The sequence below is a fragment of the Brachyspira aalborgi genome, assembly GCF_008016455.1.
Taxonomy (GTDB): Bacteria; Spirochaetota; Brachyspiria; order Brachyspirales; family Brachyspiraceae; genus Brachyspira; species Brachyspira aalborgi.
On sequence record NZ_SAXU01000001.1, the window covers coordinates 1,694,956 to 1,716,845 of the forward strand.

The 21,890-nt window shown below is 26.2% G+C and carries 21 protein-coding genes and 1 riboswitch; of the genes, 6 read left to right on the forward strand and 15 right to left on the reverse strand.

The window, feature by feature from the left end; genetic code table 11:
• Positions 1–2 precede the first annotated feature (2 nt).
• From EPJ79_RS07645 to EPJ79_RS07670, 6 genes are all read right to left on the reverse strand, one after another.
• Complete coding sequence (locus EPJ79_RS07645; RefSeq protein ID WP_147546019.1) at positions 3–1,028, reverse strand: rod shape-determining protein; 1,026 nt, start codon at positions 1,026–1,028, stop codon at positions 3–5.
• A gap of 19 nt (positions 1,029–1,047) precedes the next feature.
• A complete protein-coding gene (locus tag EPJ79_RS07650; RefSeq protein ID WP_147739043.1) occupies positions 1,048–1,971 on the reverse strand; it encodes a tetratricopeptide repeat protein in 924 nt (307 codons plus the stop codon).
• 20 nt (positions 1,972–1,991) lie between these two features.
• A complete protein-coding gene (locus EPJ79_RS07655; RefSeq protein WP_021958342.1) occupies positions 1,992–2,408 on the reverse strand; it encodes a bactofilin family protein in 417 nt (138 codons plus the stop codon).
• Between the two features lie 9 nt (positions 2,409–2,417).
• Positions 2,418–3,233 carry a CheR family methyltransferase gene (locus tag EPJ79_RS07660; RefSeq protein WP_147739044.1) on the reverse strand — a complete coding sequence of 272 codons (816 nt, stop codon included), beginning with the start codon at positions 3,231–3,233 and terminating at the stop codon, positions 2,418–2,420.
• 70 nt (positions 3,234–3,303) lie between these two features.
• Positions 3,304–3,720, reverse strand: coding sequence for a response regulator (locus tag EPJ79_RS07665; protein ID WP_021958340.1), 417 nt, complete (start codon positions 3,718–3,720; stop codon positions 3,304–3,306).
• Positions 3,721–3,797: 77 nt separating this feature from the next.
• Positions 3,798–4,904: an ATP-binding protein gene (locus EPJ79_RS07670; RefSeq protein WP_147526417.1), complete on the reverse strand. Its 1,107-nt coding sequence runs from the start codon at positions 4,902–4,904 to the stop codon at positions 3,798–3,800.
• A gap of 205 nt (positions 4,905–5,109) precedes the next feature.
• Here EPJ79_RS07670 and EPJ79_RS07675 point away from each other — a divergent pair, with 205 nt between their 5' ends.
• Positions 5,110–5,439 carry a hypothetical protein gene (locus EPJ79_RS07675; protein ID WP_147739045.1) on the forward strand — a complete coding sequence of 110 codons (330 nt, stop codon included), beginning with the start codon at positions 5,110–5,112 and terminating at the stop codon, positions 5,437–5,439.
• The gene (locus EPJ79_RS07680) at positions 5,409–6,248 is read left to right on the forward strand and encodes a hypothetical protein (protein ID WP_147739046.1); all 840 of its coding nucleotides are present in this window, start codon (positions 5,409–5,411) and stop codon (positions 6,246–6,248) included. Before EPJ79_RS07675 ends, EPJ79_RS07680 begins: the two co-directional genes overlap by 31 nt.
• A 219-nt stretch (positions 6,249–6,467) precedes the next feature.
• On the opposite strand, the gene ribH is transcribed toward EPJ79_RS07680, so the two are convergent.
• The 4 genes from ribH to ribD form a co-directional block, all read right to left on the reverse strand.
• Positions 6,468–6,938 (reverse strand): 6,7-dimethyl-8-ribityllumazine synthase, encoded by a 471-nt coding sequence (gene ribH / locus EPJ79_RS07685; protein WP_021958042.1) that lies wholly within the window; start codon positions 6,936–6,938, stop codon positions 6,468–6,470.
• A gap of 125 nt (positions 6,939–7,063) precedes the next feature.
• Positions 7,064–8,263: a bifunctional 3,4-dihydroxy-2-butanone-4-phosphate synthase/GTP cyclohydrolase II gene (locus EPJ79_RS07690; protein ID WP_147739047.1), complete on the reverse strand. Its 1,200-nt coding sequence runs from the start codon at positions 8,261–8,263 to the stop codon at positions 7,064–7,066.
• A 27-nt stretch (positions 8,264–8,290) separates the two neighbouring features.
• The gene (locus EPJ79_RS07695; protein WP_147739048.1) at positions 8,291–8,938 is read right to left on the reverse strand and encodes a riboflavin synthase; all 648 of its coding nucleotides are present in this window, start codon (positions 8,936–8,938) and stop codon (positions 8,291–8,293) included.
• Positions 8,939–8,963: 25 nt separating this feature from the next.
• Positions 8,964–10,070 carry a bifunctional diaminohydroxyphosphoribosylaminopyrimidine deaminase/5-amino-6-(5-phosphoribosylamino)uracil reductase RibD gene (gene ribD / locus EPJ79_RS07700; RefSeq protein ID WP_147739049.1) on the reverse strand — a complete coding sequence of 369 codons (1,107 nt, stop codon included), beginning with the start codon at positions 10,068–10,070 and terminating at the stop codon, positions 8,964–8,966.
• Positions 10,071–10,218: 148 nt separating this feature from the next.
• Positions 10,219–10,361, reverse strand: a riboswitch (FMN riboswitch).
• Positions 10,362–10,494: 133 nt separating this feature from the next.
• Here ribD and EPJ79_RS07705 point away from each other — a divergent pair.
• Positions 10,495–12,273 carry an ankyrin repeat domain-containing protein gene (locus EPJ79_RS07705; RefSeq protein ID WP_147739050.1) on the forward strand — a complete coding sequence of 593 codons (1,779 nt, stop codon included), beginning with the start codon at positions 10,495–10,497 and terminating at the stop codon, positions 12,271–12,273.
• A 345-nt stretch (positions 12,274–12,618) separates the two neighbouring features.
• On the opposite strand, the gene EPJ79_RS07710 is transcribed toward EPJ79_RS07705, so the two are convergent.
• From EPJ79_RS07710 to EPJ79_RS07720, 3 genes are all read right to left on the reverse strand, one after another.
• On the reverse strand, positions 12,619–13,614 hold the full coding sequence (locus EPJ79_RS07710) for a PIN/TRAM domain-containing protein (protein WP_147739051.1): 996 nt from the start codon (positions 13,612–13,614) through the stop codon (positions 12,619–12,621).
• 81 nt (positions 13,615–13,695) lie between these two features.
• Positions 13,696–14,271, reverse strand: coding sequence for a CarD family transcriptional regulator (locus EPJ79_RS07715; protein ID WP_021958515.1), 576 nt, complete (start codon positions 14,269–14,271; stop codon positions 13,696–13,698).
• Between the two features lie 119 nt (positions 14,272–14,390).
• A complete protein-coding gene (locus EPJ79_RS07720) occupies positions 14,391–15,020 on the reverse strand; it encodes a DUF2726 domain-containing protein (RefSeq protein WP_147739052.1) in 630 nt (209 codons plus the stop codon).
• Between the two features lie 194 nt (positions 15,021–15,214).
• On the opposite strand from EPJ79_RS07720, the gene rsmI reads away from it, so the two are divergent.
• A complete protein-coding gene (rsmI, locus tag EPJ79_RS07725; RefSeq protein WP_147739053.1) occupies positions 15,215–15,994 on the forward strand; it encodes a 16S rRNA (cytidine(1402)-2'-O)-methyltransferase in 780 nt (259 codons plus the stop codon).
• Positions 15,984–16,280, forward strand: coding sequence for a flagellar biosynthesis anti-sigma factor FlgM (locus EPJ79_RS07730; RefSeq protein ID WP_147527644.1), 297 nt, complete (start codon positions 15,984–15,986; stop codon positions 16,278–16,280). The genes rsmI and EPJ79_RS07730 overlap by 11 nt, the downstream gene beginning before the upstream one ends.
• A 100-nt stretch (positions 16,281–16,380) precedes the next feature.
• On the opposite strand, the gene EPJ79_RS07735 is transcribed toward EPJ79_RS07730, so the two are convergent.
• Positions 16,381–17,352: a helix-turn-helix domain-containing protein gene (locus EPJ79_RS07735; protein ID WP_147739054.1), complete on the reverse strand. Its 972-nt coding sequence runs from the start codon at positions 17,350–17,352 to the stop codon at positions 16,381–16,383.
• Positions 17,345–18,118 (reverse strand): ATP-binding protein, encoded by a 774-nt coding sequence (locus EPJ79_RS07740; protein ID WP_147739055.1) that lies wholly within the window; start codon positions 18,116–18,118, stop codon positions 17,345–17,347. Before EPJ79_RS07740 ends, EPJ79_RS07735 begins: the two co-directional genes overlap by 8 nt.
• Before the next feature lie 601 nt (positions 18,119–18,719).
• Between EPJ79_RS07740 and EPJ79_RS07745 the strand changes: the two genes are divergently transcribed.
• Positions 18,720–21,821: a type ISP restriction/modification enzyme gene (locus tag EPJ79_RS07745; protein ID WP_147739056.1), complete on the forward strand. Its 3,102-nt coding sequence runs from the start codon at positions 18,720–18,722 to the stop codon at positions 21,819–21,821.
• Positions 21,822–21,890: the final 69 nt, after the last annotated feature.

A 21,890-nucleotide genomic window follows, 5' to 3' on the forward strand; every position in this document is an offset into this window, starting at 1 on the left:
TTTTAAGAATATCGTCTATAATTCTTTAAATTTTTTGTCTCTTCAATAAATTTTCCGCATCCAATTGCTACGCAAGTTAAAGGATTTTCCGCCAATATTACGGGAACTCCCGTTTCTTCGGCTACTAAATCGGTAAATCCATGCAATAAAGAAGTTCCTCCGCTCATAACTATTCCTCTTTCTACTATATCGGCTGAAATTTCGGGAGGAATTTGATTAAGAACGGATTTTATCGCTTCGACTATTTCAACTAATATATCGTTTATAGAATCTTTTACTTCGGCGCTGTTTATAGTTAAAGTTTTAGGAAGCCCCGAAACCGAATCTCGCCCTTTAATATCCATAGTTTTTGAAATATCGCCCTTAAATGCGTTTCCTATATTTATTTTAATCTCTTCTGCAGTTCTCTCTCCTATATAAAGGTTATGAGTTTTTAACATAGATTTTACTATAGCTTCGTCAAGCTCGTCTCCTCCAACTCTTATAGAAGCGCTTTTAACCATACTACCCAAAGACAAAACGGCAATTTCCGTAGTTCCTCCGCCAATTTCAACTATCATATTTCCGTTAGGTTCATTAATTGGCATTCCCGCTCCTATAGCCGCGGCTCTCGATTGCTCTAAAAGAAATATTGTTCTCGCTCCAGCTTGCTCGCAACTTTCTCTAACCGCTCTTCTTTCAACTTCGGTAATTCCCGTAGGAATTCCAATAGCTATTCTCGGTTTAACCAAAGTCTTTTTATTATGCACTTTATTAATAAAATATCTAATCATTTTTTCAACCGTTTCAAAATCGGCAATAACTCCGTCACGCATAGGTCTTATAGCTGCAATTGAGCCAGGAACTTTACCAAGCATTTTTTTAGCTTCGATTCCTACGGCGATAACATTTCCCGTGCTTTTTTCAACGGCGACAACGGAAGGTTCGGCTAATACTATTCCTTCTCCTTTAATATAAACCAAAGTATTTGCCGTTCCTAAATCGATTCCCATATCGCTTGAAAACATATTATATACAAAATTCATCATATTCTTTACAATCTCCCATTTATAATCTTCTTAACGCATCTATTGCGGGTTTATACGAATTATCTATTTTCAAAGCTTCTCTAAACATATTAATAGCTTCGTTTCGTCTTTTATTCTGTCTATATAATATTCCTATACTATAATATAGATTAGGATTTTTGTCATCCATTTCCAAAGCCTTTTTATAAAAAAATTCGCTTTCTTTATATAATCCTTGCCTGAAATATAAATTTCCTAATTTGAAATAAGTTTTTAATTCAATATCTATATTCCCGTTAAATTTATCGGTAATATACGATAAAGTCTGTATAGATTTTGTATAATCTTTATTTCCTTCATAGGCGTTTGCAAGCTCGTAATATAATTCTATATTTGTAATATTTTGATTTTTTATTATATTCTCCAAATAATTTATAGCTTCTTTATACAAACCTATATTATAGCATACTTTAGAAAGCTCTATTACCGTAGAAACTCTATTATCTCCATTCTCCAAAGCTTTAATATAAGAATCGTAAGAATCCTCATAATAAGAACTTCCAAGTTTTTGATAGCTAAATGCAAGTCTTTGATATATATTGTATTTATTTTTTAAGAATTTTCCCGTTATAAGAATCTGCCTCGCATATTTTATAATATTTTCGCATGAAGAAATTATTATATTTTCGTTTATGCCGTTTATTATTACATCGTAATATAAATCTATTCCCGTCATTAATATATTTTTATCAAGCGGATTTTTATTATGCATATCTTTAAATACAAAAGAAGCGTTATCATAATCTTTAACAAGCATATAATCGTAAATTGATTTGAGTCTTTTTTTCTGTATATAATTTGAAATAAATAAATATATGCAAACTGAAAAACTTATAATACCAATTAAAGTAAGTATTACGATATTAGCTCCGATTTTTTTCTCAACATTATAAAAATAAGGCATATTTACTCTTTATTTAAAAATTAATTTGTTTCCAAATTAGAATTTTCATTATTTGAATTATATAAAGATAATATAGTTTCTTTAGGGTTAGTTTGCGGATTAGGCGCTATAACGCATAAACCTTCAAGCATAACTCCGTTTTGTATTATAAGCTCGGGCGTTCTTATCTCTCCCAATACTCTGCTTGTCGGCATAAGCATAACTCTGCTTGACGCTTCTATATTTCCAACGACTATTCCCTCTATAACGGCGGCGATTGATTTTATATTTGATTTAACTTTTCCCGTCTGCCCAATAATAACATTATCGACTTCCAATTTATCGCCTTCATAACAGCCTTCTACTCTCAAAGTTCCTTTTAAGGTAAATTCTCCCTTAAAATAAGAACCTTCTCCTATAATTGAATTTGATTCTAAAGAGTCATTTTTTTTAAACATTTAAAACTCCTATTGTTTCGTATATACTATTGAATTATTTATATTAGCGGATTTAAATTTAGTGTCGAGTCCAAATAAAGATTCGGTATGCCCGATAAATAAAAATCCGTTTCTATTTAATATATCATAAAATCTGTTAACAGTCAATTTAACCGATTCGCTATCGAAATATATTAAAACATTTCTGCAAAAAATAATATCTATATTATAATGCGGACTTTTATGCATTAAATTATGGTAATCGAAAGTTATTAAATCTTTTACTACGCTTTTTACGGAATAAATATTTGCGGAAGTTTTATCAAAATACTTTTTTAAATATCTTCTATTAATGCATTCTATTTTATCAGAATTATATTTTCCTTCTTTTGCTTCGATAATAGAATGAGTAGATAAATCGGTTGCAAATATTTTTATATTTTCTGCTTTAATATTTGGAGTTTCTAAACAAGTTATAGCTATAGAATAAGCTTCTTCGCCCGTAGAACAACCCGCGCACCAAATTCTTATCTGCTCCGATTTTCTTTTAGATTTTAAGAGTTTTGGCAAAACAAATTCTTTTAACAAATTAAAATCCGATTGCGTTCTGAAAAATTTTGTTAAATTTGTAGTTATGCTTTCTAAAAATTCTTCAAGACAATCTTTATTTGAAGAAACTAATTTATAATAATCGTAAACTTCTTCAATTCCTTTTTCTTTCATTGAAGAGAAAATATGCGATTTTAAAATAATTTCGTTTATAACATTAAAACGAATTCCGCTTTCCCTATATACAAAGTCTTCAAAAAGATTAAACTCTTCTCTTTTTAATTCTAAAGCATTCAAAATAATAATTCCTAATTAAAGAAGATATAGAATTATAATATTTTAATAAATTAAATATTATAAATATTTTTTATTTTTTTTCCAAAACCATTCTTATTCTTTCAAGAACTTTTTTTCTGTCTAAAGGTTTTGTTATATAATTTTTTGCTCCAGCTAAAAGAGCTTTTTTCACCATATCCTCTTTACCCAAAGCGCTAACCATAACGACTTTTGCTTCTTTGTCGAATTCAATTATTTTTGTTAATGCAGTAATTCCATCCATTTTGGGCATAGTAATATCGAGAGTCACCAAATCGGGTTTATGCTCTTTATACATAGAAACGCCCTCTTCTCCATTTTCCGCCGTTCCGACAACTTTATAATTTTCGGAAATAAAAATTTGTTGTAATTGTTTAACTACAAATGCAGAGTCGTCCACAAGTAAAACTCTGTATTGTTTGCCAAATTCATTTATTCCATCGGCGCTTTTTACATTAAGTTCAGACATATTAATCACTCCTTTTACAATATTGTATAATATATATCGTTTATTTTCAAGTATTAATAATTAAAATATTTTTAAAATTATTTAATTAAATTCCTACTTTCATAATATTCTTTCCACCTTTTTCCTAATTTTTCCGCTTTTGCTTTAATAGAATTATTAAAATAATTTTTTAATTTCGGCAAATCTTCTTTATTTTCTTTAGCTACGCTTCCAATTAAATTCGACAATAAAGTAGACATTTCTATTTTTTTATTTCCATAATAATAAGAATAAAGCGCCGATTGATAATAAACCGAAACCGCTTCCGCCGTGCTAACTATTGAATTTAATTCCTGTATTTTTGCATTTTCTAAACTTCTGCCGTTTCTTAATTCGTTAAAAGTTGTAGATAAAACTTCAACTACATCGTCCTCAACCGACATATCTATATCGGCAAGTTCAAATAAACTCTCACATTGATTTTTTATAATTTCCGCTTCAATTTTAGGATTTTTTACGGGTTCAACAGTTTCAAAATTAAATCTTCTTTTTAAGGCGCTGCTCATTTCGTTTATGCCTTTATCTCTCGTATTTGCCGTAGCTATTATATTAAATCCCGCTTTTGCAAAAAGTATAGAATTCTGCTCGGGAATATTTAAAATTTTATCGCTTAAAATACTTATTAAAGAATCTTGAATTTCTAAAGGGCATCTTGTAATCTCTTCAAATCTAGTTATTAATCCTTTTTCCATTCCTATATAAACGGGCGAAGGAACTAAAGCCTCATTAACGGGACCTTTGGCAAATAAAATTGCATAATTCCAAGAATATTTTATATTATCTTCGTTTGTTCCCGCGGTTCCTTGAATCGTTATAGAACTTGTTCCGCTAATCGCCGCGGATAATAATTCGCTTAACATTGTTTTTGCAGTTCCAGGTTCTCCGACAAGCATTAATCCTCTATTGCTTGAAAGCGTAATTATAGCTCTTTCTACTAATGCATCGTCTCCGTAGAATTTTCTTTTTATGGTTATATTTTCAAGCTCTTTACCTAATATAAAATCTCTAACCGCTTGAGGAGATAAAACCCAATTTTTAGGTTTGCTGTTATTGTCAATTTTTTTTAAAGCTTCTAATTCTTCTTTATAAAGCTCTTCGGTTAAAGGCTTTTGATTAATATAATTATATTTTTTATTTTTGTTCATATTTTCTCTTTTAATTAAAAGTTAATTTTTATTATTATATCATAAAACTAAAAAAATTAATTTGTTGAAATAAATTTTAGTTATAATAAAAAAGTTTTATTATTATTTTTCGAATTTTAACTATTGATATTTTATACTATACATAGTATTATTTATGGTAGTAATAAAATACTTATAAAAAATTTATTTATTAAGGAGTAGCAAGATGAAAAAATTCAAAACACTATTTTTAGGGCTTATATTTTTTATAGTAAGCTCAATTAATGCATTTGGATATAACGATGCTTCAAGTTTCTTTACCGCATTGTATTATCCGCAAGCCGCCTATTTTATGACGGATAGAATAGGAGTATTAGTTGGAACGAATAACTTTAGATTTATGGGAACGATTTTAAGCACATATCCGTTATTAAAAAACTATAATGTAAATACTAATGAGAATTACAAATTTACAAGCGTAATCCCGAGCGTATTCGTAGGTTTTGCATATACCAACAGCGACAAATGGTTTGGCGTGGGGGGGGGTATGAATTAGACCATTATGAGAATGGAAAAGAATACGGATATATGGCGCATACGCCCGTTATAGCTTTAAGCTTTTTAGAAAAACATGCATTAAAATTAAATTTTCCCGTTTCTATAGGTTATGGTTATGGAGCTTTGAAAGATTTAAAAGTATATTCTACTTTCTCTCATGCAAGATATAATATTCCTAACGAAGTAGTTAATCAAGTTCGTCTTTATGTATTATACGGGCATTTGGAAATAAATAAAACTCAAAAAATTCAAGCCGACTCTTTGGGTTTTCAATTTGGAATATATTTTCATGCATTTGGAAACGATAAATTTTCATTCGACCCTTATTTGACTTTAATATATTATACTTCTATAAAAGACGCTTCTCATCCTGAATTATACAGTAAACTTGGAGGGCTTTTAAGTCCGTATAATATAAGCGCTACGGCTCATAATCCTTCCGAAGGCAACGGCGCAGATTTTGTTTCTACTATGCCTAAAGGATTTTACGCAGAAAAAGCTTATTTCTTTTCGATAAGACCAAGATTAGGATTAACAGCCGAGTCGGATTTTATAACATTGTATGGAGAGCCAATATTTTCTTATAATATAATCGGCGGAAAGAATATGAAATATAATGGCGAAAAATTTAATGTTCCGTTAATGCAAATTTCTTACGGACTTTATATAGAATTATATATAAATCCTACAAAAGAATTGACGCTATTTTTAGAAGCGGATATGAGAGGAAATTCTCAAAGCGTATTAGGATACAGCTCAACGGGATTTTCTTTCGATTCCTGCACGGGACTTCAATGGTTCTTTTAATTTTTAATTAGAAAATATAATTAAGAGTTAAAATAAAAATTTAAAGTTATTCAAACGGCATGCTTAATTTAATTAGGCTGCCGTTTTTTATTTAAATTATTTGTATTTATTAATTTTATCGTCAATGTGAATTGCCACGCTTCCTTTCAGTCGCTCGCAATGACAAAAAATATAAATAAAATTCTATATTTAAAAATTAAAAAATAAAAATATTACTTCTTATTTTTCAATTTCTCTAATAAGATTTACCATCTCTATAGCTCCCATAGCGCTATCAAATCCTTTATTGCCCGATTTTGTTCCCGCTCGCTCAATAGCCTGTTCTATATTTTCCGTTGTTAAAACTCCAAACATTACGGGAATATCGGATTTCAAAGAAACCGAAGCAATTCCTTTTGAAACTTCAGCGCAAACATAATCGTAATGCGAAGTAGAACCTCTTATAACTGCTCCAAGACAAATAACGGCGTCATATTTTTTAGAGCTTGCCATTTTAGAAGCGATTAAAGGTATTTCAAAAGAGCCTGGAACCCAAGCTATATGAATATTATCGTCTTTAATATTATGTCGATGCAAAGCGTCAAGCGAACCCGACAATAATTTTGAAACGATAAACTCGTTAAACCTCGAACATACTATTCCGATTTTAATTTCTTTTTCGGAAGTTAATTTTCCTTCAAAAATTTTCATTTTAATTCTCCTTCTTTAATATAAAAATTACTCGCTTAAATTCTATGACTTTGATTCGTAAAATCATAGGCTTTTAATTTTTATTATTTAATATTTTATATTAATTTTTTATTTTAGCATATCGTTTAATTTAATAAATGTCCCATTTTATTTTTTTTAGTTTCCAAATAAAAAGCGTCATATTCCGAAGCTTCTATTTGTATTGGAATACGCTCGTTTACTTTCAAACCGTAATTTGTTAAATGTTTTATTTTTTCAGGATTATTTGTCATTAATCTTATACTTTTTACTTTAAGATTTTTAAGCATTTGATAAGCCTCATAATATTCGCGCATATCTTCTTTAAAACCTAAAACCAAATTAGCGTCAACCGTATCGAGTCCCGTATCTTGAAGTTGATAAGCTCTCAATTTATTAACGAGTCCTATTCCGCGTCCTTCCTGCCGCATATAAACCATTATTCCTTTTCCTTCTTCGGCAATTCTTTTCATTGCATAATCGTATTGTTCTCCGCAATCGCATCTTTTCGAACCTAAAGCGTCTCCCGTTAAACATTCCGAATGTATTCTGCATAAAATATCTTCGCCTTCTTCAATATCTCCTTTAATCAAAACTATATGATGACTTTTAGTAATTTTATTTACAAAAGTTAGAATTTTAAAATCTCCGTATTTTGTAGGCATTTTAGCTTCGGCATATAATTCCATTAAATCTTCATTTTTCTTTCTATAAAATATTAAATCCGAAACGGTTATTATTTTTAAATTATGCTCTTTAGCAAATTTTAGCAAATCGTCTCTTCGCATCATATCGCCGTTATCTTTCATTATCTCGCAACATAAACCGCATTCTTTAAGCCCAGCAATTCGCATTAAATCAACCGTAGCTTCAGTATGTCCTTTTCTTACCAAAACTCCGCCGTCTTTTGAAAGCAAAGGAAACATATGCCCAGGTCTTCTAAAATCTTCAGGTTTTGATTTATCGTCAACTACTTTTAAAGCCGTTATCGACCTTTCAATTGCAGATATTCCCGTAGTAGTTTCAATATGGTCTATCGATACCGTAAAAGCTGTTTCATGATTGTCCGTATTTTTTTGAACCATTTGATTTAATAAAAGTTTATCGGTAAAATATTTATTCATAGGCATGCAAATTAATCCTTTAGCATAAGTCGCCATAAAATTAATATTTTCTGTCGTGGCAAACTCTGCGGCGCAAATTAAATCTCCTTCGTTTTCTCTGTCTTCGTCATCCGTGACAATTATTATTTTACCTTTTTTTAAATCTTCTAAAGCTTCTTCTACTGTATTATAAATATTTTCCATTTTTTGTTTCTCCAATTTTTTATTTTTTTAAAATCCGTTTTTAATTAAAAATTCCATATTTATATTTGAATTTTTATTATTTTTTTCATTATTACAATTATTAAAAGTTAAAAGTTTTTCAACATATTTGCCAATTATATCGTTTTCAATATTAACTTTATCTCCTTCTTTCTTATAAAATAAAATCGTTTCTTTAAAAGTATGCGGTATAATCGCTATAGAAAAATTATTTTTATTAACTTCGGCTACCGTTAAACTTATTCCATCAACGGCGACAGAACCTTTTTCAATTATATATTTCATTAAATTAGCGGAAACTTCAATTTTAAGAATTATATCGTTTTCGCTTTTAGAAATATTTTTTATAATTCCAACTCCGTCTATATGCCCAGAAACTATATGTCCGCCTAATCTTCCGTTTAAAGTTAAAGCTCTCTCCAAATTAACTTTGAATCCCGATTTTAAATCTCCCAAATTTGTTCTGCTTAAAGTTTCGCTCGTAATGTCGGCGTTAAAAATTTTATTTGAAAAACTTGAAATAGTTAAACAAGTTCCATTAACCGCAACGCTATCTCCTAATTTTAAATCGTCAAAAATTTTATTCGCTTCAATAGTTATAACTTTACTTTTTATAGATTTAACGATTCCAATTTCTTCTATTATTCCCGTAAACATTTTTATTTTTCCTTAAACAATTAATTTAATATTTTAAATAATATTCCATAAATAAATCTTCGCCTATTTTTTCAATATTTCCGTTAATTAATTTTATCGCTTTTTCTATCTCTTTTATTCCTTCTCCCGATATTGGAGTTTTCGCATTTAATCCTCCAAAAATTTTTGGCGCTATATAAATTAAAGCTTTATCAATAAGTTTTTCTTCAAGCAAAGATGCATGCAAAATTGAGCCGCCTTCAATTAAAACGCTATCAATATTTTTTTCTTCTCCCAAAATTTTTATAAGTTCTTTCAAATTAACTTTTTTATTTTTAGCGGAAGTTTCTATTATTTCAATTCCTAAATCTTTAAGTTTTTTTCTCTTGTCGTAATTTTTATTTGATTTAATTGTCGCTATATAAGTTTTTATATCTTTTGAAGTTTTGCATATATTAGATTTTAAATTTATTTTCAAATCGCTATCTAAAATAATTCTTGTAGGATTTTTATTGTTATCTTTTATTCTGCAATTTAATGTCGGATTATCTTCTATAACCGTATTTATTCCAACCATTATTGCCGAATATTTTTTTCTTAAATAATGCGCATGTTCTCTCGCTTTTTCGGATGTTATCCATTTTGATTTTCCGCTTACTGTTGCAATTTTTCCGTCAATAGTCATTGCATATTTCATAACCATAAAAGGTTTTTTGCTATTTATATAATGAAAAAATACTTCGTTTAATTTTCTGCATTCTTCTTCAAGAACATTTTTTACAACTTCGATTTTCGCTTCTCTTAATTTTTTTATTCCGTTTCCAGCGACTTTTTTATTGCTATCTAAACAACCAATAACGACTCTTTTAAATTTATTTTTTATTATCGCATCCGCACAAGGCGGCGTTTTTCCGTAATGAGAGCAAGGTTCTAAATTAACATATATCGTAGCGTTTTCTATATCGTTGTTTTTATTTTTAGCGTCCAAAATCGCGTTTATTTCGGCATGATTTTCTCCGTATTTTTTATGATACCCGATTCCTAAAATTTTATTTTTTTTCACTATAACCGCGCCAACTAAAGGATTAGGATTTGCAAAACCTTCTCCTTTTTTCGCTTCCTCTATAGCTAATCTCATATACTTTTCATGCATTCTCATAAATTTTCAAACTTAATTATTTTTATTTTCTTTAGGGATTTTATTTAGAATATTTGAAATAAGCGGTTATAAAATAAAACTCCAACAGTTAAAAAACTTATTGGAGCTTTTTTTAGGAAGAAATTCTATTTTATAACAAAACTTAAATCTTCTACCATCCAGACTTTAACTGTCGGTTTTGGAATTTCACCAAATCTGCTTTATTTTATAATTAATCAATCTTATAAAATAAGGCTCGCGGACTTTACCGCCGGTATGGAATTTCACCTTGCCCCGAAGATTTAATTAAATTATAACATAATAAAGAATTTTTGTCAATCTATTTATTGCAAAAAATTATAATATATTATTTTAATTACACTTGATATTTATTTTTAATTTAGTATAATTATGTAAACTATTTTATTTGGAGTGCAAAATGAAATATATAAAATATCTGTTATTATTATCTATTTTAAGTTATTCTATTTTAGCTTTAACTATTGGAGAAGAAAATTTATTTAAAGCTATAGATGAAAAAAATTCTCAAAATGTTTCTTCGATATTAGGCGGAGATACAAACATAAATATTAATGTTTTGGATGCGAACGGATACACGCCAATTCATAGAGCGATTTATAATAATGATTTGGCTACAGTAAACGAGCTTTTGAAAAATACGAATTTAAATATAAATTCAAAATTAGATATAAGAGTCGCTATAGACGGTTGGTATTTGGGAGGCGCTAGTCCTTTAATTTTAGCTTCGTATTTGGGATATACCAATATAGTTGAAACTTTGCTTAATAATAACGCCAATATAAAAGCAAAAGACGATGTTGACGGAAGTATGGCAATTCATATGGCTGCTGCAAAAGGAAACAACGATGTTATAAAAATACTTCTTTCTAAAGACGAAACTATAATAAACGAAAAAGATAATAAAGGAAATACTCCATTACATTGGGCTTCTATGAAAGATAAACCTGAAACCATTAAATTGTTAGTTGAAAATGGAGCCGATATAGAATCAAAAGATATAGACGGTTGGACTCCTCTTCATTATGCATCGGCTTTTTCATCTCTTGAAACGGTTGAAAATCTTATAAATTTGGGAGCGGATACAAAAAGTAAAGCAAATGATGGAAGCATTCCATTATCTTACGCTCAAAAAGACGATGTTAAAAATTATTTAGCTGGAAAAGAAAATATAGAAAGAGAAAACGAAGATTCTAAAAAAAGCGAGGATAATATTATAAGAAATGACCCGAATGAAATTGAAAAAGAAGAAGATAAATTAGAAGAGAAAAAGGAAGAAACTACAAGCCCAACTCCAACTATCGAACCTTTAGAAAATAAAGAATTAGATATAAAACAACTTGAGCTTTTAGTCGCTATAAAAAATAACGATATAATAGCGGTTAATAATTTAATAAAAGAGGGCGTTAATCCTAATTTCCAAGACGAAGAAGGTTTTTCGCCTTTACATAGAGCTATAGAAATTGACAGTTTAGATTTGGTTAATGCTTTGCTTTCATATAAAGGAATAGATACGGAAATAAAACTTCCTTATGAAGTAACTTCTTCAAACGGTTGGTATTTGGGAGGCGATACTCCTTTATTATACGCTTCATATATGGGAAATTCTCAAATAGTTTCAGCTCTTTTAAATGCTAATTGCAATATAAGGGCGAGAGACGATATTGACGGAGCTATGGCAATTCATATAGCGGCTGCAAACGAACATAACGATATTGTAAATTTATTAATAAAAAAAGATAAAACTTTATTAAATGAAAAAGACAATAATGGAGGCGATACTCCTTTGCATTGGGCTATTATGAAATCGTCTAATTCAACCATAAGATTACTTTTAAGTCTTGGAGCAAATCCGAGTCAACAAAATTCATCGGGACAAAATCCTCTTCATTATGGCGCTTTATATGGCAATATGGACGCGGTTGTAGTTTTAGTTGAAAAATATAATGTTAATAAAGGCTTAAAAGATAAAGACGGAGATACGGCGGCGGATATAGCCTCTCAAAATGGTTATGAAAATATAGCTTCATATTTGAGCGGTTCTGCTTATGTTAGTAGAGATGAATATAAAGATAAAAATGCAGATAAAACTGAAGAATATAAATATCAAGAAGAGGAAGAAGGCTTGCCTGTATATAATAAAAAAAGAGATTTAACTAAAAAATGGTGGGTTTTTTAATATAAATTAGTAAATTAAGGACTTTCTCAATATTACAAAATTATTTGGGAAAGTCCTTTTTTATTATAATCACAATCTGATTTTAAAGACACTTTTATTAAATTTATGGAATTAATTGATTTTCAAACTCAATTTTCTTGCGTTGCCCCGCTTGAAAGAAAAAATAAATTTAACAAAGAAATTGTAAAAAAATGCGTTTAGTCCAATTCGTAATAGAGTTAAATTTTATTCATACGAAGAAGTTGAAAGCGATTATAAAATAAGTTTGCAAAAATATGATATAGTTTAATCTTTAACAAATTTATATAAACTCTTTCTAAATATTTTAAAATAAATTATAAAATATTATTTATTATTATTCGATTTAAAGAATCTATTTTTATTAGCTCCATGTAAAGATGCAAATATAACTCTTCCCGCTTCTTTAGGCAGAACATTATCAATTTCTATCTCTACATTTTTACCTATTAAATGTTTAGCATTATCGACAACTATCATAGTGCCATCTTCTAAATAGCCAAGAGCTTGTTTGTCTTTTCCTTCTCTTATCAAATCTATTTTAATAGTTTCGCCTGGTAAAACCACAACATGAAGGGAGTTTGCCAAATCGTTAATATTTAATATGCTAACGCTATGTAAAGATGCGACTTTCATTAAATTAAAATCGTTTGTTATAACTTTAGCGTCCATTTTTTTGGCAAGTTCTATAAGTTTTAAATCTACTTCTTTTATATTTGGAAAATCAATATCGGTAACTGATAAAAGTATATTTTTAGAAGATTTCATTTTATTAAGTATTTCTAAAGCTCTTCTTCCTCTTATTCTCTTTTGCGGGTCTTTAGAATCGCTTAAAAATTGAACCTCTTTTATAACGAATTCAGGTAAAATTAAAATTCCATCAAAAAATTTCTTTTCCGCTATATCGTATATTCTGCCGTCAACTATAACCGAAGTATCCAATATTTTTGCAGTATTTGTTTTATCTTGCTTACTCAATTTAAGCATATCCGATATATTCGGTATTAAAGCCGCTACAATTCCGAAAATTAAATATCCTTCTATAAATAAAATAATTAATTTCAAATTGCGAGATAAATGTATTCCTATTGCCCTTAATGTTAGTATGGTTAATAAAACCACAATTACTGTTATTAGTAAAGAAGAGAAAAACGCCAAAATATTTTTTGGGGATTTTTTTCTTATTAAATAATATTCAAATAGAATAACAATTAAAGCCGTTATAAAAAATGTAGTTAAAGTTTTTAAACCTAAATTTTTATAATGCAAATAATAGATTAAAACTATTAATAAAGATATAAAAAAGTATATTATACGCCACATAATTCCTCCCAATTATAAATATTAAATAGAGATAATAATAAACAAAATAGAATAAACGATTTATACGAATAAATAATGATTTTATTTTTCAGTATCTTTTTTCTTTTTTCTTCTTGTTTTCACGGATTCTTTTTCCGTAGAAGTTTTATTAGAAGATTTATTTTTAAATTTTTTAGCGGATTTTTCTAAAGCGTTTGATACTATATCTTCAATTTCATCCTTATCTTTTTTAAGAGCTATACTTATTTCATTAACTATAAAAGTATATGCCTTTTCGTATAATCGTTTTTCGCTTGCAGAAAGTTCTTTTATTTTATTTCTTGTAAATAAACTTCTTGCAACATCTATCGTATCTTTAATATCGCCGCTTTTAAGTTTTTCTTCATTTTCATTATATCTTAATTTCCAATTATTCTCTATATCATGAGGTTTGGTTTGAAGTAAAGTTAAAAAATTTGCAGCTTCGTTTTTAGATATTATTTTTCTTATACGATATTCTTTTACTCTGTTTGTAGGAACTTTTAAAGTGATATTTTCTCCATCGCATTCCAATACATAACATTCTACTAAACGAGAGTTGACTTTATTATTTGAAATGCCTATCACTTTACATATACCATACATAGGATATACAACATAACTATTTAATTTATACATAAAATTCCTTTAAACAGATAATTTTTATTTTATAACTATTTAACTATTTATTATAAATTTTTATTATAATATACTACACTAATTTTAAAAAAAATCAAGCCCTTATAATATGAAAATATTTAAGATAGCTTTTTATTTTCTAAAAGTTTTATTTGAGAATAAATACTAATTAGTAATTCTTCTAATTTTTTATTATCAATATGTTTTTTGTCGTTTTTTATATCTTCTTCTTTAATTATAAAAATTTTAATTCCAACTTTATTTAAAACTTCATTTTTTATATAATCATTTTCAATAACCCTATTTTTTGACTCCGCGCTATCTCCATAATGTCCTCCTCCATGATATTCTATTACCGCCGCTGGTTTATGATAATCTTCACCTATTTTACATGTAAGAAGAAAATCGCAATAAAAATCTCTAAAAGATAGCCATGATTTTGTTCCGTATTCCGCATCCAAAAAAGCCTTAAAAGATACTTGAGTATTAATATTATAACTATTTTTAAATATTTTTAGAATTGTATAATATATTTGATTTTCCTCTTTATTCATAATTCTTTTTACTCTAATTTTTCCATCTGCCATATATTCAAGGCTTCTTTCGACTTTGCTTTGTTTATTATATTGATTATTCCATTTATTTTTATAAAATCTTCTTTTTCTGCCATAACCAACATATTTAGACGATTTGGATATAAAATAAACGACTATAATAAATAATACGATAATAGATAAAAAAGCTTCCATAAATTAATTTCTATTTATAAAATAAGTTTATTTATATAATTATCGGAGTTTAAACTTAAAATATTATTTAAAACATCTATCAAATGTTTCATGTGAAACATTTAAAAATACTACAAAATTATAAAAATTTGGTTTTATATTATATAATATTTCATGTGAAACATATTTAAAAAAAGGAAATATTTATTAAAACTATGGAAATTTTTAATAATAATGAAAATAATCAAATTAAAAAGTCGGCTATTTATGTCGTGGCTACTCCAATAGGAAACATGGAAGATATAACAATTAGAGCGTTGAAAACTTTAAATAATGTAGACTTTATTTTAGCGGAAGATACGAGAGTGGCGATAAAATTGTTAAACTTTTATAAAATAAAAAAGCCTTTATATTCGTATCATAGTCATTCTTCTGAAAATAAAATAAATCATTATATAGAAAATATATTAAAAGGAAATTCCGCCGCTATAATAAGCGATGCTGGAACTCCTTGCATAAGCGACCCTGGAGTTAGCATAATAAATAAAGCTATAGAAAATAATATTAACATAATTCCCATTGGAGGAATATCCGCTTTTACAACCTTACTTTCAGTTTCTGGTTTATCTGGCAATATTTTATTTGTAGGTTTTCTTTCAAATAAAAGCGGTAGAAGAAGAAATCAATTAAAAGAACTTTATAATAAAGAAAAAAATATTATAATAATATACGAATCGGTTCATAGAATAAAAAATTGTATAGAAGATATAGTTAACATATTTGGGGAAAATACGGATATTATTATTGGTAGAGAACTTACAAAACAATTTGAGCAAATTATAAGAGATAAAGCTAAAAAGATTATTGATTTTTTTTCCGATAATAGTATAATAAGTAAAGGAGAATTTTGTATGATTATTGACAACAGAAAATCTAAAGAATGCAAATCTAATGCCGAAAATAATTTATGTAAGGAGTCAAACTATGACAATTGACAAAATAGGCGGCGCAGCGAATATACAGCAAAAATCTAATGTTAGGCAAAATGAAAAAGTTTCTAACATAGGTTCTGATAGAATAGATATTTCTAAAGAATCTAAACTAGCTTTGCAAAACGAAAAACTTATATCTATAATAAAAGACGCTCCCGATATAAGAGAAGAAAAGGTTGCGGAAGCTAAAAAAAGACTTGAACTTTATATGCAAGACGGTGCTTTAAGAGAAGAAGTTTTAAATAGTTTGGCAAGTTCTATTATAGATTCTATGCCAACCGAAAATTAAAGATTAAGATATTATTTTAACATAGAATAAAATAGTAAGCTTTAACGCTTGCTATTTTTTGTTTTAAAGTTATCATAAACATATAAATTTTGACATATCATTATTTTGAAAATTTATTTACAAGTTCAACTCTATTTTTAACGCCAGATTTATCATATATATTAGCGACATGATTATTAACGGTATTAAGAGATATATCTAATATTAAAGCTACTTCTTTATTTGTTTTGCCCGAAAGTAAATAAGAAAGTATTTGTTTTTCTCTTTTAGTTAAATTTATAATTTCCTCTTTTAATTCTTTTTTAATTGCATTATTTTCATTTTCAATATTTTTCAAATCGTTTGAATTATTATTTAAACTTTCATTAACGAACATATTTTTATTTTTAATTATATTGATAAAATACCATAGCAAAAATCCAAGCATTACTAAATTCCACCATATATAAAATAAAACTAAAGTTATATCAATAGAACCTATATCTAAAGAATTTTTATTTATGGTAATTAATTGATAAACCATAATAGGATATATAGATATAGTAATTAATCCCAATATCTTAACTATTAACTTCATCATTTTATCTTTTATATTTTTATAATTAATAAATCCTAATATAAGCAAATATAAAATTAAAAGATAAAATATTATATTTGCAACTATATAAAAATTGAAATTTAAAATAATTCCTAATATGCTTAAAACAAAAAATATAACCGATAAAATTAAATATAAAACATTTTCTTTAACTTTCCATTTAAGATTTAAAAATCTGTATAAAAATGCGGGTATGAAATATAATATTAAAGACATGGAAACGCTTAAAGTAAAATAATATAATATATTAAATATGCTATTTGATAAAAACAAAGGAATCGCTAAAAAACTTAATAACTTTATAGCTCTTATTAATAAAAGAAATCCAAATAAAAACAAGAATACTATATAATATTTAAGCCAAGTAATTCTTTCTATAATGTAATAAATAACGGAATAAAAAATTGTAGAAAAACCTATTATAAAAGCGATAAGGTATAAAATTAAAAGTGTGTAGTTAAATATATTATTCATAATTTTTATTAATCGGTAAAATTATATTAAATTTCTTTTTATTTCTATTTTCTATAGCGTCTATCCATATATCTCCCGAATGTTTAACTATAATATTATAAGCGGTATATAAATATAAATTATTAAAACTATTTTCATTATAAGTTAATAAAGGAGTTTTAAAAAGTTTTAATTCTAATTCTTCAGGTATATTTTGAGATTCAAAAATTATTTCTATTAATAGATTATTATTTATTAAATTATTTTTTAAACCGTTATTAAATAAAAATTCTTCGTCATTATAATCTATAGAACTATAAGATATTTCAACAAAACTATTAACCTTTGCCATATTATATATAAATAAAAAAATATTAGATATTGAATTTTCTATTTTTGATTTATCTAATAAAGTTATATAATTATATTTTACTTCTTCATTTTCATTATTATTAAATTTTATTTTAATTCTTTTTGAAAGAAGTAAATCTTCAAAATCTTTTGTTATTCCTTCAATAATTTTATTTATATCTTCGGAAGTCTTATTAAGAATCAAATTATTTGAATTTATATCGCTAAAATCATAAAATAATTTCATAGTTTTATCTATTAAAAATGATTGCCTCAATATAGTCGCTTTATTATCTTTAATATAATTGGAATTATCAATATTATTTTGAATATTTTCCGTATATTTCATTATAGTGGAATTGTAATTTTGAATTTCGTATATAATATTAGACAATAACGATTTTAATTTATCATTTATATAAAAAACTTTTTTCATAATCTAAAAATTTAAACATTATTATTTTTAAAATTATAACATAAAATATTTAAAAATTCCAATAATTAATAAATTCAAAATTTGAATTTAAATAAAGAATTTTAATATAAAATTTTATAATTATATTTATTTAATAAATTCTATAATAAAATTTTTTATATAAATTTATAATTAATTAAATAATTTAAATTTATTAACAATATCAACAAGTTATTAACAATTAATTTTTAATTGAATTTATTAAAATAATGAAAATTTTTGAATTCATTTTATTTTATATATTTAATTTTTATTAGAATAATTAATAATATAATATTTTAAATTTTAAAAATTTATTTTTATTATTATTCTGTTTATATGTTAATAAATTTTAAATATAAGAAGAAATAATAAATTATAATTATTATATTGTTTATAATATTTTTAATTCTTTAATAGATTTTATAATTTAATTTATAAAAATTTATTTATAAAATTCAATTAATGAAATATATTTAATTATTGTTGATAATGTTAATAAAAAATTAAGAAGTTATTATAATTTATTGATTTATATATCTAAATATTGTATTATTACTATATTAAAAGATAAGTATTTATTATGTCCGAAAACGCTATTGAAAAATATTACAATGAAATAAAAGAAGCCGAGCTAAACGGCATGAATAACGAACAGAATATAAGAGAATATTTTTACGAACTCTTAAAAAATTATACGAATTCGCAAAATCTTAAAATTGAAAGAGAAACTAAAGAATTTGTTTTTGAAAACGGACAGAAGAAAAATATATTTCTTGACGGCAGAATAAAAAAAGAAAATATGGTTATAGGTTGGGTTGAGAATAAAGACGCAAAAGACGATTTGAATAAAGAGATTAAAAATAAAAAAGAAAAACAATATCCTTTGCTTAATACAATATTTGAAAATTCAAAAGAGCTTGTTTTATTTCAAGACGGTAAAGAAGTTATAAGAGTAAATATGTCTAAAAGCGAAGAGCTTGATAAAGTTTTAATTAAATTCGTTAGTTTTAGACCTGAAGAATATAAAAAATTTCAAGATGCATTTAATAATTTGAAAAGAATACTTCCCGACCTTGCCAAAGATTTGAGAGAATTTTTTAAAGAAGAGAAAAAGATTAATAAAAAATTTAAAGAGAATTTAAAAGAGTTTACGAAAAAGTGCCAATTAAGTATAAACAATAATATAACCGAAGAACTTGCAATTGAAATGATAATTCAACATATGCTAACAAGAGATATTTTTGTTATATTTTTTCAGAATGCAAATTTCCACATGAATAATATTATTTCAAAATCAATAAGCAATATTTTAACGCATATTAATCAAAAAAGTTTTGAAATAACCGAAAAAATTAAATCATATACCGATTGTTTAAGTTCTTATACTAAAACAATTACAAAAGACGATAAACAAGATATTTTAAAAACTTTTTACTCCGATTTTTATAAAGCGCTTAATTCTAAAAAAGCGGATGTTCAAGGAATAGAATATACTCCAATTCAAATAGTTAAATTTATGGTTGACGCTTCTGAAGAACTTTTATATAAACATTTTAACAAAAAATTATCGAGTAGAGATGTTAATATTTTAGACCCTTGTTCTGGGACGGGAATTTTTATGGCGGAAATTATTAATAGAATCAATTTAAAAGATTTGGAATATAAATATAAAAACGAATTATTTTCAAACGAAATTGATATAATGCCTTATTATATTTCAAACCTAAATATTGAAAACGCGTATTTTGAGAGAACGAATAGCTATGAGATATTTGAGAATATATGTTTTTTAGACACTTTGGAATTTCAAACAAAATTAGGAAATAACGCGCTTTTTGGAATGGAAGAATTTAGCGAGGGAAATGTTAAAAGAGCGGTTAGACAATACGAAAAGAAAATAAATTTAATAATCGGAAATCCGCCTTATAACGCCAATCAAAAAAGCGAAAACGACAATAATAAAAATAAAGTTTATATAGATTTGGATAAAAGAATAAAAGACACTTATGTTAATTTAAGTTCCGCTCAAAAAACTAAACAATACGATATGTATAAAAGATTTATTCGTTGGGCATCCGACAGAATAAAGAGCGAAGATGACGGAATAATAGCTTTTATAACAAACAACGCTTATTTAGATTCTCGTCAGGATGACGGATTTAGAAAAAGCGTTCAAAAAGAATTTGATTATATTTATATTATAGATTTGAAAGGCAATGCAAGAAAACGAAATAAAAGCGAAGGCGGAAATGTTTTTAATATTCAAACGGGCGTTGCTATAATGTTTTTGATTAAAAAAGGCGTTTCAGAAAAGCAAAATAAAATTAGTCCTTTAAATCAGAAAAAAGCGAATATAAAATATTATAATATCGGCGACTTTTTAAGCGGCGATAAAAAATTAATGTCTCTTCAACAAGATATTTCATTTTTTGATTTTGAGGATATAATTCCCGACAATAAAGGGCAATGGCTTAATCAAACTAATAACGATTTTTACGAGCATACCGCTTTGATTGATAAAAATGTTAAGAATCAAAAAGTCGGCAAGGCAATAGAACAGAAAGCGATTTTTAAATTATTTAGTTTAGGAATTGCAACAAACAGAGACGATTGGGCTTATGATTTTGATAAAGAACAGTTGGAAAAAAAGATAAAATATTTTTTAAAGATTTATAATAAAAATAGAAATTCATTTAAAGGAATTGATTATTTGGATGAAAATAAAAATGATAATTTGGATTATTCTATAAAATGGAGTAGAGATTTAAAAAAAGATTTGGCTTCAAATAGAGAATACAAATTTAATAAATCTAATATTAGAAAATGTTTATATCGCCCTTTTGTATATTCTAATTTATATTTTGACGATGGCGTAATTGATGTAAAAGGAATTAATAATTCTATTTTTCCAAACGAAAGTTTTGATAATATTAGTTTAATTTTAACTGCTCCAGAAAAATTATGGAAATTTGCTAATTTAGTAAGCATAAAATTATTAGATTTACATGTATTTACACCTTCTGGAACTATAAACGCTCCTTTGTATGTTTACGAAAACGGAGAAAAGAAATTAAATATTACCGATTATGCGATAAAAGAATTTCAAAAGAAGTATAAAGATAAAGCTACGGCGGAAAATATTTTTGCTTATTGTCATGCCGTTTTATCGTCTCCAAAATATCAAAAAGAATATGAAGAAAATCTTAAAATCGATTATCCAAGAATTCCGCTTTATAAAAATTTTGATAGATTTGTAGAGCTTGGAAAAAGATTAATAAAATTGCAAACGGAATTTGAAAATTTTGATTGCCGAAATGAAGAAATACAATTAAAAATTGAAAAAGATTTTAAATATATGCCCGAAGATTTTTCTATGATAAAATTAAATAAAGAAAAAGGAATTATAATATTTGACGGAAAAAATAGAATTGAAAATATTCCGAAAAAAGCTTTCGATTATAAAATCGGAACAAGAAGCGCTTTAGATTGGATTATAGATTATTATAAACCTAAAAAATTAAATCCTCAAAAAGAACTTCATCATAAAACTTTAATTGAAAACGGTTTAAACTCTTACGATTATAAAAATATTAGAGAATATTTATTTGAATTAATTCCTAAAGTTATTAATATAAGCGTTGAAACTGTGGATATTTTTAAAGAATTGGAAAAATTAAATTAAAAAATAGTAATTATTTACTATAGACTTTTTATTTCTTTTTAATTAAACTATATATAAAAATTATTAAAA

Excerpts from the sequence above, each read along its gene's own strand:
- EPJ79_RS07670 (WP_147526417.1), bottom strand. The coding sequence starts at position 4,904 with ATGAACAAAAATAAAAAATATAATTATATTAATCAAAAGCCTTTAACC.
- EPJ79_RS07665 (WP_021958340.1), bottom strand. The coding sequence starts at position 3,720 with ATGTCTGAACTTAATGTAAAAAGCGCCGATGGAATAAATGAATTTGGC.
- EPJ79_RS07690 (WP_147739047.1), bottom strand. The coding sequence starts at position 8,263 with ATGGAAAATATTTATAATACAGTAGAAGAAGCTTTAGAAGATTTAAAA.
- EPJ79_RS07695 (WP_147739048.1), bottom strand. The coding sequence starts at position 8,938 with ATGTTTACGGGAATAATAGAAGAAATTGGAATCGTTAAATCTATAAAA.
- EPJ79_RS07710 (WP_147739051.1), bottom strand. The coding sequence starts at position 13,614 with ATGTGGCGTATAATATACTTTTTTATATCTTTATTAATAGTTTTAATC.
- EPJ79_RS07655 (WP_021958342.1), bottom strand. The coding sequence starts at position 2,408 with ATGTTTAAAAAAAATGACTCTTTAGAATCAAATTCAATTATAGGAGAA.
- EPJ79_RS07645 (WP_147546019.1), bottom strand. The coding sequence starts at position 1,028 with ATGATGAATTTTGTATATAATATGTTTTCAAGCGATATGGGAATCGAT.
- EPJ79_RS07715 (WP_021958515.1), bottom strand. The coding sequence starts at position 14,271 with ATGTATAAATTAAATAGTTATGTTGTATATCCTATGTATGGTATATGT.
- EPJ79_RS07650 (WP_147739043.1), bottom strand. The coding sequence starts at position 1,971 with ATGCCTTATTTTTATAATGTTGAGAAAAAAATCGGAGCTAATATCGTA.
- EPJ79_RS07740 (WP_147739055.1), bottom strand. The coding sequence starts at position 18,118 with ATGAAAAAAGTTTTTTATATAAATGATAAATTAAAATCGTTATTGTCT.
- rsmI (WP_147739053.1), top strand. The coding sequence starts at position 15,215 with ATGGAAATTTTTAATAATAATGAAAATAATCAAATTAAAAAGTCGGCT.
- ribH (WP_021958042.1), bottom strand. The coding sequence starts at position 6,938 with ATGAAAATTTTTGAAGGAAAATTAACTTCCGAAAAAGAAATTAAAATC.
- ribD (WP_147739049.1), bottom strand. The coding sequence starts at position 10,070 with ATGCATGAAAAGTATATGAGATTAGCTATAGAGGAAGCGAAAAAAGGA.
- EPJ79_RS07705 (WP_147739050.1), top strand. The coding sequence starts at position 10,495 with ATGAAATATATAAAATATCTGTTATTATTATCTATTTTAAGTTATTCT.
- EPJ79_RS07675 (WP_147739045.1), top strand. The coding sequence starts at position 5,110 with ATGAAAAAATTCAAAACACTATTTTTAGGGCTTATATTTTTTATAGTA.
- EPJ79_RS07680 (WP_147739046.1), top strand. The coding sequence starts at position 5,409 with ATGGTTTGGCGTGGGGGGGGGTATGAATTAGACCATTATGAGAATGGA.
- EPJ79_RS07730 (WP_147527644.1), top strand. The coding sequence starts at position 15,984 with ATGACAATTGACAAAATAGGCGGCGCAGCGAATATACAGCAAAAATCT.
- EPJ79_RS07735 (WP_147739054.1), bottom strand. The coding sequence starts at position 17,352 with ATGAATAATATATTTAACTACACACTTTTAATTTTATACCTTATCGCT.
- EPJ79_RS07720 (WP_147739052.1), bottom strand. The coding sequence starts at position 15,020 with ATGGAAGCTTTTTTATCTATTATCGTATTATTTATTATAGTCGTTTAT.
- EPJ79_RS07745 (WP_147739056.1), top strand. The coding sequence starts at position 18,720 with ATGTCCGAAAACGCTATTGAAAAATATTACAATGAAATAAAAGAAGCC.